At 43.5% G+C, this 12388-nt stretch carries 11 protein-coding genes; 5 read left to right on the top strand and 6 right to left on the bottom strand.

What is annotated here, in order from left to right; translation table 11 throughout:
* Window positions 1-6: 6 nt before the first annotated feature.
* On the bottom strand, window positions 7-762 hold the full coding sequence (gene ubiE / locus N475_RS06835) for a bifunctional demethylmenaquinone methyltransferase/2-methoxy-6-polyprenyl-1,4-benzoquinol methylase UbiE (RefSeq protein ID WP_063357353.1): 756 nt from the start codon (window positions 760-762) through the stop codon (window positions 7-9).
* A gap of 108 nt (window positions 763-870) precedes the next feature.
* Window positions 871-1878: a GGDEF domain-containing protein gene (locus N475_RS06830; RefSeq protein ID WP_063357354.1), complete on the bottom strand. Its 1008-nt coding sequence runs from the start codon at window positions 1876-1878 to the stop codon at window positions 871-873.
* Window positions 1879-2189: 311 nt separating this feature from the next.
* On the opposite strand from N475_RS06830, the gene N475_RS06825 reads away from it, so the two are divergent.
* Window positions 2190-3956 (top strand): DUF885 domain-containing protein, encoded by a 1767-nt coding sequence (locus N475_RS06825; RefSeq protein ID WP_063357355.1) that lies wholly within the window; start codon window positions 2190-2192, stop codon window positions 3954-3956.
* A 37-nt stretch (window positions 3957-3993) separates the two neighbouring features.
* On the opposite strand, the gene mtnK is transcribed toward N475_RS06825, so the two are convergent.
* Window positions 3994-5196 carry an S-methyl-5-thioribose kinase gene (gene mtnK / locus N475_RS06820; RefSeq protein ID WP_063364929.1) on the bottom strand — a complete coding sequence of 401 codons (1203 nt, stop codon included), beginning with the start codon at window positions 5194-5196 and terminating at the stop codon, window positions 3994-3996.
* A gap of 132 nt (window positions 5197-5328) precedes the next feature.
* Here mtnK and mtnA point away from each other — a divergent pair, with 132 nt between their 5' ends.
* Complete coding sequence (mtnA, locus tag N475_RS06815) at window positions 5329-6336, top strand: S-methyl-5-thioribose-1-phosphate isomerase (protein ID WP_063357357.1); 1008 nt, start codon at window positions 5329-5331, stop codon at window positions 6334-6336.
* A gap of 126 nt (window positions 6337-6462) precedes the next feature.
* The gene (locus N475_RS06810) at window positions 6463-8433 is read left to right on the top strand and encodes an alpha/beta hydrolase family protein (protein WP_063357358.1); all 1971 of its coding nucleotides are present in this window, start codon (window positions 6463-6465) and stop codon (window positions 8431-8433) included.
* Window positions 8434-8495: 62 nt separating this feature from the next.
* On the opposite strand, the gene N475_RS06805 is transcribed toward N475_RS06810, so the two are convergent.
* Genes N475_RS06805 through N475_RS06795 form a run of 3 tightly spaced genes read right to left on the bottom strand, consistent with a single transcriptional unit; the run spans window position 8496 to window position 10336 of the window.
* Window positions 8496-9038: a 1,2-dihydroxy-3-keto-5-methylthiopentene dioxygenase gene (locus N475_RS06805; protein WP_063357359.1), complete on the bottom strand. Its 543-nt coding sequence runs from the start codon at window positions 9036-9038 to the stop codon at window positions 8496-8498.
* Window positions 9039-9722, bottom strand: a complete 684-nt coding sequence (gene mtnC / locus N475_RS06800) for an acireductone synthase (RefSeq protein WP_063357360.1) — start codon at window positions 9720-9722, stop codon at window positions 9039-9041.
* The gene (locus N475_RS06795; protein ID WP_063357361.1) at window positions 9719-10336 is read right to left on the bottom strand and encodes a methylthioribulose 1-phosphate dehydratase; all 618 of its coding nucleotides are present in this window, start codon (window positions 10334-10336) and stop codon (window positions 9719-9721) included. Before N475_RS06795 ends, mtnC begins: the two co-directional genes overlap by 4 nt.
* A gap of 96 nt (window positions 10337-10432) precedes the next feature.
* On the opposite strand from N475_RS06795, the gene N475_RS06790 reads away from it, so the two are divergent.
* A complete protein-coding gene (locus tag N475_RS06790) occupies window positions 10433-11572 on the top strand; it encodes a methionine aminotransferase (RefSeq protein ID WP_063357362.1) in 1140 nt (379 codons plus the stop codon).
* Window positions 11560-12348: a nitrilase-related carbon-nitrogen hydrolase gene (locus tag N475_RS06785; protein WP_063357363.1), complete on the top strand. Its 789-nt coding sequence runs from the start codon at window positions 11560-11562 to the stop codon at window positions 12346-12348. The genes N475_RS06790 and N475_RS06785 overlap by 13 nt, the downstream gene beginning before the upstream one ends.
* The last annotated feature ends 40 nt before the right edge of the window (window positions 12349-12388 follow it).

Genomic DNA, 12388 nt, shown 5'->3' with positions numbered 1-12388 from the left:
TTTATACTAGTACTTAAACCCTCTGTGCAGTGCAACAATGCCACCAGTAAAATTCTGATAGCTAGCTTGCTCAAACCCTGCAGTTTCCATCATGCCTTTCAGAGTTTCTTGGTCTGGGTGCATACGAATTGATTCCGCTAGGTAACGGTATGATTCGCTGTCATTTGCGACCAGCTTACCCATGGTTGGTAAAATATTGAAAGAGTAGAAGTCATAAAGCTTTGACAGTGCCTCGTTGTCCGTTTTAGAGAACTCTAAAATTAGTAAACGACCCCCAGGCTTAAGAACACGATACATCGAGCGTATCGCTTCGTCTTTATCTGTTACGTTACGCAAACCAAATGCGATCGTAATGACGTCAATACTATTGTCTGGGAAAGGCAGTGCTTGTGCGTTCATTTGCACGTATTCAATATTATTGACCAGACCAAGATCGCGCAGTTTGTCTCTGCCGACTTTTAGCATAGAGTCATTTATATCCCCCAAGATAACTTGGCCTGTGTCACCGACTAACTGGCTAAATTTAGCCGTTAAATCGCCTGTGCCTCCAGCAAGGTCAAGCACCCTATGGCCTTTACGAACACCAGAGCATGCAATTGTTTGACGCTTCCATAAACGGTGAATACCGAATGACATAAAGTCGTTCATGATGTCGTATTTGGCTGCGACAGAATGAAAAACATCTGCAACCAGTGACTCTTTTTGATTGGACTCGACAGTTTTATAACCAAAGTGTGTGGTATCTTGATTTTCTTCTTTCATGTTGGCCTTGCTGACACAGTTTAGATGCGCATAGTGTACTTGATAGGGATATGTTGGTGCAATTTATAGTGACAGCAATTAATCAAATATTTATTGATTTGGGTGCTATTAAATGGCACCTGAAATGTAACAATCTCTGCCTAAAGCCAGCGCTTTGTGTGCCGCAAAAGAGGCTTTACTTGCGAGCTCATTGAAGTCAGCCTCGGTTTGCCGCTTTGCAATACCAACAGCCAGTTGTAACTCAGGGAATTGTACATTACCGCGATTGCTGACAAATTTGAGCTTTTGAATGCCTTGGCGAATTTTCGCAGCGATGATTTGTGCGGTTTCAGGCTCAATGTCAGCAAGTAAAATAGTAAACTCTTGCTTGCCTGTGCGCCCAGGTATGCCACTTTCTACCACGTATTTTTTTATCTTATGTGCGATGCGTTGAAGTACGGCTTCGCCGATAACATCGCCATATTTAGCCGTAAACTCTTCCAAGTTATCAACTTGAATTGAAATGGCACACAAAGCTTTGTCCTGATCCAGCCATAAATCAGCTTTTTGACTTAAGTAATGGCGCTTGTATAACCCCGTATGCGGATCTATGAGGCGCTGTTTGCGAATATGGCTGAGAGCTTGTTTTTGCTCATTTTGCGTTTTGCTGGCTTTTTGTAGGCTGGCTTTGAAGCGTTGTTGTTGTTCTAGTAAACGTTCGGTATGCAACGCAAATTCAGCGAGTATTTGTTTGCTAGTTGCAGAGTCCTGATTGGTTATAGCATGACTGCAGTTTTTTATCTGCTGGCTAAATTGCTTGATACTTTGTTGTGAGCGAGCACTGGATACGGTCAACTCATCAATTACGTTGTCTACTTCTTTTAAGACCGCGAGCTCAGCCTGATGCTCTGCGTAAATAAACTCGAAATAGAGTTGCTCAATGTATACGTTATCAATGGTAATGCTATTGCGTAGATCTCTATCAAGACGCTCAACCAAATCCGGGTTACTGCGACTGATGTAGGTATAGGTGACCTGGTAGTTAAGAGGTGTGGGTGGAAGGTGATGCTGTTCCAAAAAATGGCAGACTTTCGTCATTTTTTCTTGCGCTAGCGCCATTGGATCATGAAACATCATGTACTTAATTACCAAATATTACAGTTAATCTTGAAGCGCTAGTATCCTTTGGCGTGGGTCATAATTTCATCCTAGTTGAAGTTTGGCTACATTAATCGCAATTGCGACAATTTAAAAGTAAAATTTGCGTTTTTAGGGTGGAAAATATATACATTTAATCTCATTAGGTGAATTTATCAACAACTTTACCTTTTGCACTTTGTCTTGCACCAGACTAGTCGCATGACTAAGATGCTTGGTCGATTAAATTTGCATCTTGATAACAGGCTTCGTTAAGGTGCAAACCACAGCGAAAGTTAAGGAACCCTGTAGTGTTAAATTCACTCCGAAAACCACTTAGTGCAATTGCATTAGCACTCTCATTGACAGCGTGTCAGATCACACCTTCTAATCCTAATGAGTCTTTCTCTCAACTTGCTGAGCAAGTCATGGATTTTCGTACCAAACACTATGCAGAAGGCCTCACAGACCTCAACGCCGAGTATCTATTGTCGAACTTAACACCTGAATATCTTGCGGCGCTAAATGAGCAGCGAATTCACTTTCTAGCGCGATTAGACAGCTTAGACAAGACAAAATTGAGTGAAGAGAATCAAATCAATTTGGCGATATTGCGTGCACAGATACAAAACCGCCTAGACCTCTACCAGTTTAAAGGACATTACGTGCCGCTATCTTCGGAATATGGTTTTCACAGCGCATTACGGTTTATGATCCAAAGACATGATTACAGTTCAAAGCTGGGATATCAGTTATACATTGCGCGTATGAAGCAATTGCCGAGATATTTTGAACAGAATATCTACTGGATGAAGCAGGGCTTGGATATTGGTCTTACACAGCCTAAGGTGGTTTTAAAGGGTTTTGAAGACAGCATTATGGCATTTGTTGCCCAAGGGAGTGACATTGAAAAGTCACCTTACTTTGCGCCATTTTTAAGTAACCAAGCCAATCTACCAGAACAAGAATTTGCGGAACTAAAAAATGAAGCTAAGCGAGTAATTGAAGCTTACGTCAATACCTCTTATCTTAAGTATCATGACTTTTTCGTTAATGAATACAGACCAAACGCCAGAGAGAATATTGCTTGGTCTAGCGTGCCGGATGGCGAAGCATTTTATATTAACCGTGCAAAGCATTTCACAACCACAGACATGACGCCTAAGGAAATTCACGAACTGGGTCTAAAAGAAGTGGCGCGTATTCGCTCGGAGATGGACAGAATTATCAAACAAGTAGGGTTTGAGGGGAGTTTTTCCGAATTCGTACATTTCTTACGTACCGATCCTCGTTTTTACGCAAAAACACCGCTTGAGCTACTTAAAGAGGCATCATTCATCGCTAAAAAGATGGATGCAAAATTGCCTCAGTTATTTCATACCCTACCGAGACTGCCTTATGGGGTAGCACCGGTGCCAGACAGTATTGCACCGAAATACACCACTGGTCGATATGTGGGCCCGAATAAAGATACCGATGCGGGATATTATTGGGTAAATACTTATGCATTGGATAAAAGGCCATTGTACGTTTTAGAGGCGCTGACGCTACATGAAGGGGTACCTGGGCATCACTTACAAATATCGCTGAACGCAGAGCTAGAGCATTTACCTGAATATAGACAACGAGCGTACATTTCAGCATTTGGAGAAGGCTGGGGCTTGTATGCTGAATACTTAGGTATTGAAGCGGGCTTCTATCAAGACCCTTATAGTGATTTTGGCAGATTGACATACGAAATGTGGCGTGCGGCCAGACTGGTTGTTGACACCGGTGTGCATATGTTTGGCTGGACACGTGAGCAAGTGATGCAGTTTATGCAAGACAACACCGCCTTATCATTACACAACGTTAAAACGGAAACTGACCGCTATATTTCATGGCCGGCGCAAGCACTTTCATACAAGGTGGGAGAATTAACCATTAAACGGTTGCGTGCGAAAGCTGAAAAACAATTAGGCGGGGCATTTGACTTACGAGAGTTCCATCATCAGATTCTCAAAAATGGTTCTGTACCGCTATTTATTCTAGAAGCGCAAATAGATAAGTACATTGCTCAAACTTTGCAAACTCAATAGTAGCGAATAATAAGGCCGCTTAATGCGGCCTTATTATTTAGTGCACAAAACTAATGATGAGCTGGTAAAAGTCATCTGTTGTGCGACAACTCTTAGCATTTAGAATGAGTTGTTCGCCAAGCTGCAGCGATTGCTTTTGAACCAGTAGCCGCTGCGACTGGTCTTCAATCTCAGCAATATCGGCAACATGCGCCAGACCTATGGTGCGTCGCACCAGTTCGGTTCCACAATATCCCATCGCATCTTGTAACACCTCTTGCAAAAATAACTCAATGTACCCAGGTGCTTTTAATGCGAGATCTCGGCCATGTTGCTGAGCCAGTGTATGCCATTGTTGTTCGAACTGTTGCAAGCAAGTGGAAATAGTATTGAGCAAATATGAATGCAGATCTCGACGTTTCGGTGCTTCTTTTACCCGGCCATTTTGGGCGCAGTAATTGAGTAACAAGTTTCCTATAAATGAGCCTAAATCGAAGCCTATTGGACCAAAAAAGCCAAATTCAGGGTCGATAAGTTTGGTCTTCTCCGAGCTTATAAAAATGCTCCCAGTATGTACATCTCCATGTAGCAGGGTCTGTGGGGACGAAAGGAATTTTGCTTTTAAGCGCGCAACGACACAAAGCAGGGCTGCATTTTGTCTAAGCTGTAAAACTTGTTCAGTCAAGGCGGCTGGGAAGTTATTACGCTCACATTCACGATAAGGGTCGTCAAAAAATAAGTCTTCTGTGATAGCGCATAGCTCAGGGTTGGTAAATGTTTGGGCAAGTGCTTTTTTATTTTGTGGATCGAGATAAAAATCAGAGTGATAAAAACTGGTAATAGCAAGGTAATTGGCAACATCATAACCTAAGTTATCAAAATTTCGACCTGCGATGAGTTCGTTTCGCAAGATAGCCATATCACCAAGGTCTTCAAGTACAGTGGCCGCTAGCTCACTGTCATGATGGAGCACCTTAGCTGTATGGTCTGGGCAAACCGCTCCATGCCTTTGCAGTACATGGGCTTCAATACGTGCTCTATCTAACGTTAATGGCCAGCTTTCTCCAACGCATCTCGCGTAGGGCAGTGCTTGCTTTAGAATGATGCTGTTATTGGCCTGATCTATAACTCTAAATACTAAATTCAGATTGCCATCACCAAATTCATAGCAGGATAGCTGCGCATCTTCAGAAAAGAACAGCCCAAGCGATTTGATATAATCGAGCGCAGTTTCATTATCAAAGGCGAGGTATTTGCTCACTGTCACTTACCTAATAGTTTTCATTTATTTTGGCATTCTATATTTTTAAGTGTTTAGATGTCTATACATCTTTGGATCTTTATGTAGAATGCGTAAGCATCATAATTTGCCTTATAAAAGTTAGTGAAAAATATGAAAGAGCTTATTGCTGCAAGCCTTAAATACCAAGGCGGTAAAGTCCAAGTGCTAGACCAATATTTACTGCCGCACCAAGAGGTGTGGCATACTTGTCAAGACGTTGCCAGCATGCAAAGCCTTATCAATAACTTACAAGTTCGAGGTGCGCCACTCATTGGACTTGCTGCAACTTTGCTGGTGGCATATTTAGCAGAACAAGGAGCTGAAAAGTCGCAACTATGTGAGGCAATCGATGCGCTAGAGGCGACACGTCCGACCGCCGTAAACCTAAAGCACTGTATGGATTGCCTGAGACAAGCACTACAGCAAAATCAATATGCAGGTGCTATTGTCCAAAGTGCTGAACGGCTTTTTGATGAAGATGTCGCGTTATGCCAGCGCATTGGCGAGCACGGTGTTGAATTGGTTGAAGCTGGAGACAATATTCTTACTCACTGCAACACTGGGGCATTGGCTACTGCAGGTATTGGCACTGCCTTAGGAGTGATTTATACGGCATCGAAGCAGCTCGCCAATATTCATGTTTGGGTCGATGAAACACGACCACTGTTGCAAGGTGGTCGATTAACTGCCTATGAATTAGCACGGTGGCAAATCCCCTATACTTTGCTGTGCGATAGCATGGCCGCTTCGCTGATGGCTGCAGGAAAAGTAGATAAAATTTTTGTGGGGGCAGACCGTATCGCGGCAAATGGAGATTTCGCCAATAAAGTGGGTACCTATAACTTAGCAGTTTTGGCGAAGTTCCATAACATTCCATTTTATGTAGTCGCACCTAAAACCACATTTGATGCAAATTGTGCGCAGGGGAGCGAAATTGAGATTGAGCAACGCAGCGCAACAGAAGTAACGGGGGTTAGCGGCAGTTTTGGTGAGTGTCAGTGGGCGCCCGAAAATGCGTCTGTGTTTAATCCAGCTTTCGATGTGACACCAGCGAGTTTGGTGACCGCTTGGGTGTTTGATAGTGGGGTCTATTACCGACCTGAGTTTAGAGCAATCTAAAAATCAATATAGAGAACGTTATACATGCCAGCGGTTTTACATTCTCTATCGCATGATTGATTGGTAGTTTTTTACCCTAACTATATGTAAAATTGGGTCAAAATCTAATGTAAAGGACCCTAGATTATGATACGACTACTCAGTGTCATAGTACTGATTGGCACGACTTTTAGTGCTGTCGCAACACAACAAACCCCTCCAGTCGAAACAACACCAATTCCTGTTGAGCATTTTAGTAAAGGCAGTGAATACACCAATGTAAAGCTGTCGCCAGGTGGTGAATACATTAGTTTCATCTCTAAAGTTGAAGGCAAAAATATTTTAGGCGTGTTACAAGTAAAGGATTACAGTCTACTGTCTGCGATTCGGTTTGAAAGTAACGCCCAAGTTGGTAATTACCATTGGGTGAATGATGAGCGCCTTGTCATTGAAAAGCAGTACGTAAAAGGCTGGACAGACCACCCAGACTATTATGGTGAACTATACAGTGTAAATGCAAATGGTAAATCTGGCCGCTATCTAGCAGGCTATCAAGGGGAAGGGCAAACAGGCACTCGGATCCAAAAAGGCACTGCATTATATGGCACCTCCTTTGTTTTAGATCCGCTCATTAATGATGAGCGGCACATGTTGATTTATACATACCCTTGGAATGGTTCAAAAGAACCGACAATGCAAATTTACAAAGTCAATGTGAAATCTGGCAAGCGCAATATGATTACACGAGCGCCAAAAAAGAACGCAGATTTTCTAACTGATCATGAAGGAAATGTCCGTTTTGCGACCGCAACAGATGACTTTGTTACCGGTGAAATATATCAAAAAATCAAAGGAAAAAGTGGCTGGCAAACGCTGGAGTTGAAGACGCCTTTACAGAATATGCGGTTGCATGCACTAGATGGCAGTGGCGATGGGCTTTATGTCACAGGCTCTGAAAATGGCGAGCCAGATGGTCTGTATAAGCTTTCCTTGTCGACGCAAGAGCTCTCCTTAATCTACAAAGATAATGACGTTTCACCGAGTAAAATATGGGTTGACCCGGTAAGTAAAAAGTTGTTCGCCATTGAACTCGATCCAGGTTATCCAACCTACGCGTTTACAGATGAAAAGGTACCACTAAGTACGAGTATTAAATCGCTCTTACAAAGTATAGACGGCCATCAACTTCGTCTTATAAGTTCAACTCGCAGTGGTGATAAACACTTGGTACTGGCGACGAACGATCGCAACCCAGGTGACTATTATCTATATGACCAAACAAAGAAAAAGCTACAATATTTGTTTTCTACTCGCATCTGGATAGATCCAGCCCGGATGGCAGAAACGAAACCGATTAAGTTTAAAAGTCGCGACGGACTTGACATTCATGGCTATTTAACATTGCCAAATAACAAACCGCATAAAAACTTACCTTTAGTGGTGATGCCGCACGGAGGCCCCCATGGCCCCAGAGATTACTGGGACTATGATACAGAGTCGCAGTTGCTCGCAAGTCGAGGCATGGCGGTGCTCAGAGTGAATTTTCGAGGCTCAGGTGGCTATGGGTTGAATTTCGAGTTTGCAGGACATCAAGAGTGGGGCCGAAAAATTCAGCATGATATTTTAGATGGCGTTGATTACGTTGTGGAAGCAGGGTACGCAAACGCTGAAAATATGTGCATTATGGGTTCCAGCTTTGGTGGCTATTCGGCGATGCAAAGTGCCATTATTGCGCCAGATAAGTTTCAATGTGCCATTGGTGTCGTCGGTATTTACGACTTACCCATGATGTTTGAAGAAGGTGACACGTCGAGAGTCAGTGCAGGCATTAAATATTTGAAAGTTGTTTTAGGTGAAGATGAAAAGGCTCTGGAACAATTTTCGCCGGCACGTAATGCGGATAAAATAAACGCACCAGTTTTGATCGTGCATGGTGGCGATGATGAACGAGCGCCTATCGAACATGCTGAGGCAATGATCAAAGCATTGAAAAAGGCCAATAAACCTTACCAATATTATTTGCTTGAAAATGAAGGGCATGGTTTTTATAAAGCGGAGCACCGCTTGGCTTACTATCAAACTGTATTGGCTTTTTTAGATAAACATTTAGAGCTTTAGTCCTCGCAGCCTAAATTTTGCATATGCGCCACTTATACATGGGTAGCGCATATGTAAAGACGTTAATCTAATAATGGGAATTGTGTGGCGATATTTGAACCCGTTTCCTTCGCCACCCAACCTTCTGTGTTATTGAATAAACGAATGGCTGTAAATTCAGGATCACTGCCCATATCAAACCAATGTGGTGTGTTATTTGGAACCGAAATCAAATCTCCTTGCTGACACAGCACTTGGAACACTTTATCTTGAATGTGCAGACAAAACAGGCCTTGCCCAGCCACAAAGAAGCGTACTTCATCTTCACTATGGGTATGCTCAAATAAAAACTTCTCTCTTAAACTTGCAGCGTTCGGATTACCTTTTTGCAAGGCGATAACATCCACTGTTTGGTATCCACCGAACTGTTTTAGACGAATAATGTCATTGTTGTAAGCGTGTAAAATTTCCGAGTCTAGTGCATTCGGTGCCAAGGCTGCTGTGGTTTGCCACTGCTCGAAATGTACCCCTACAGCCTCCAATTTCTCGGCAATTGCGTTGGGCTCATTGCTTTCAAAGAGCAGTTCTTCAGGTTGATTGTCACGGTATATATGTAGTTGACTCATTTATATTTTCTCACTATCAAACTGTTCAAAGCTTGCTATGGATGGATGATTTTGACTTTGTACTTGCTGGTCTCGCCATAGTTGTAGGGTATGTAACCCTGCGTGCTTAGCGGCATCTAACTCTTCGATGATGTCACTCAAAAAAAGGATCTCATGAGACTCAAAAGGTAATTGATCGACGATGTTTTGATAGGACGATGGGGATTTTTTAGGGCCTACTTTGGTATCGAAATAGCCCGAAAATAGCGGGCGAATATCACCAAAGTCCGAATGCGCAAACAATAATTGTTGTGCTTTGACAGATCCTGAGGAGTAGACGTAAAGTGCAGTGCCGGCTTGGTGTTGCTGTTGCAAATATTCGTAAGCATCTGAGTAGATATGTCCAGTAAAATCTCCTTGTTGGTAGCCAGTTTGCCATATCAGCCCTTGTAACTGCTTTAACGGAGTGATTTTTAAGTCTTCTTTGATCCAAGACTGTAAATTATCAATGATAGTGTCTATGCTCGCCGCAGGTTGAGCTATTTCTTGTCTCACAGCATCGAGTTGGGCTTGTACATGCGAGTCGTTTTCATTTTTACGCACAAAATCCGGTAAGTGCTCTGCGGCATAAGGAAACAATATATCTTTGACAAAAGATATGCGTGTAATGGTGCCTTCAATATCGGTTAAGATGGCTTTGATCATTTGGTCGACCCTTCTAATTTTATTCTTTCCAGCTCACAGGCAAATAAAAACTCTAGCCCTTCGATATGGCGACGAGTTTCGAACACGCTACGGCCCAACGCATATAAACCGTGACCACGAATCAACACACCATGACGGATAGGGTTTTTTTGGTGGTACTCTGCGACACGCTTTGCTAAAGCTGGAATGTCCTGATCATTGTCAAAAATTGCTATCGACAAGGTATCTAAGTGACTCTGAATTCCAGCCAGAGACTTTTGCATTTCATATCCGGTGACCTCAAAACGGTCGGAGGTGATAAAGCGAGAAAGTACAGTCGCGGCAACTGAATGAGTATGTAATATACAGCCTGAACTCGGCTGCAATTCATAAAGCTTGAGGTGCAATGCGGTTTCGGCAGAGGGCTTTCCCTCTCCAGATAAGATAGTACCGCTTTGGTCTAGTTCTAAAAACTGCTCTGGCGTTAACTGGCCTTTGTCATAGCCACTGGCCGTGACCACGAATCCATTATCTGTTTTAATGGAGAAATTACCGCCAGTTGCAGGAACCCAACCTTGTTGGCTTACCCAGCGACCAGCATCAATGAGCGCTTGTTTTGCTGCCTTTGTTTGCATGTTCGATCTACCTAAAAGGTTTGGACGGCTATACATCTATTTAAGGCAATGATAGCATCGCTTTAACGCCTATGCCATAACCAAAAGAGACACAGGATGGAAAGTAAATTACCGAGTGTTGGTACGAGTATTTTCAGCAAAATGACAGGTCTTGCTAATGCGCACAACGCCTTGAATTTATCTCAAGGATTCCCCGAATTTGATGCGCCTGACCGATTGAAATCTGCTTTGGCAGACTATACAACGGCCGGTCACAATCAATATGCGCCTTCGCCAGGTGTGGCGTCATTGCAGCAAGAGGTCGCCGCTCTGATTGCGCGTAAATACGACCAAGTGATTGATGCTCAAGCACAGGTGACCGTTACGGCTGGCGCAACAGAGGCCCTGTTTGTGGCAATTCAATCTCTGGTTAGGGAAGGGGATGAAATCATTGTGTTTGATCCGGCCTATGATTCTTATCGGCCCGCGGTGGAACTTGCTGGGGGCAAAACAATTCATATTCCGCTATACGCGCCAGACTATCAGATTAATTGGCAAGATGTTAGCGATAAGGTGACGGCAAAAACACGCGCTATCATTATCAATACGCCTCATAACCCCAGTGCGAAAATGCTGAAGCAGGCTGACTTTAAAGCGTTAAAAGCACTCGTTGAGGAGCATGATTTATATGTGATCAGTGATGAAGTTTACGAGCATATTACGTTTGATGAGCAGCCTCACCTTAGCGTTTTGCGTGATGCGGCGCTGTTACAGCGTAGTTTTGTGGTATCCAGTTTTGGCAAAACCTTTCACTGTACAGGGTGGAAAATGGGTTACTGTGTTGCACCACCAGAACTTGCACAAGAGTTTAGAAAGATCCACCAGTTTGTGAATTTCTCTAGCTTTACGCCAGCACAACTAGCGCTGGCAGACATGCTCAAATATGAACCGAACCATGTGGACGAGTTGGCGCCGTTTTATCAACAAAAGCGCGACCAATTAGTCGCAGCACTAAACTCGAGTCGATTTAAAATACTCCCCAGTGAGGGCACGTACTTTTTGCTCTTAGATTACAGCGCTATTTCTACCTTGAGTGACGTTGAGTTTTGTCAGCAGCTGGTTGAAGAACATGGGGTTGCCGCAATTCCGCTGAGTGTTTTTTATGAGTCACCGTGTGAAGATCGCGTGATACGACTGTGTTTTGCCAAGGAGTCAGCCACCCTCATAGCTGCGGCGGAGAAGCTATGTCGACTCTAACAGTGAGCCTGGTCCAATATGATATTCAATGGCTAAGTCCAGAGCATAACTTCAAAAAAATAGAGCGTTTAACGGCACAACTTCAACCTTGTGATTTATTGCTTTTGCCTGAAACCTTTGCCACCGGGTTTGCACTTAAGGAGCAAACGGCTGAATTTGCGGACCCCGCACTGACATTTATGCGCGCATTAGCTGCGCAGCATAACTGTGTTGTGGCTGGCTCCGTACTGGTATCAGAGGGTGACAAAAAAGCGAATCGCTTTTATTGGTGCTGGCCGCCAGCGTTAAACGAAGAAACTGGTCGTGTTGAATACTACGATAAACGCCACCTATTTTGTTTAGGCCATGAAGGGAACTATGTATCTGCAGGCCGCGACCGTAAGGTATTTGAAATCGGTGACTTTAAGATTTTGCCACAAGTTTGCTACGACCTGCGGTTTCCAGTATTTCAGCGCAATAGAAACGATTATGACGTGATGGTCAATGTCGCTAATTGGCCAGCTGCACGCCGCTTTGCTTGGGATACATTATTACGTGCAAGAGCTATTGAAAATCAATGCTATGTACTGGCCAATAATCGTATTGGTGAGGACGGATATGGTACTGCGCATAATGGTGGGACGGTTGCATTAGATTACCTCGGCCAGTCTTTGTTACAGGTGCCTGATGATCAAACTGGTGTGATAACGACGACTTTATCTAAAGAAGCATTGGTCCAGTTTAGGACGCAATTTCCAGCGCATTTGGATGCTGATGATTTTAACTTGGAGTGTTAGCAAAATACCTGAGGAGTAAAAGCTACTCCTCAGGGGGATC

The organism is Pseudoalteromonas luteoviolacea DSM 6061 (genome assembly GCF_001625655.1).
Classification (GTDB): Bacteria; Pseudomonadota; Gammaproteobacteria; order Enterobacterales; family Alteromonadaceae; genus Pseudoalteromonas; species Pseudoalteromonas luteoviolacea.
The sequence above is the reverse complement of the archived record's forward strand: the minus strand, read 5'-3'. Positions and strand labels throughout refer to the sequence as shown.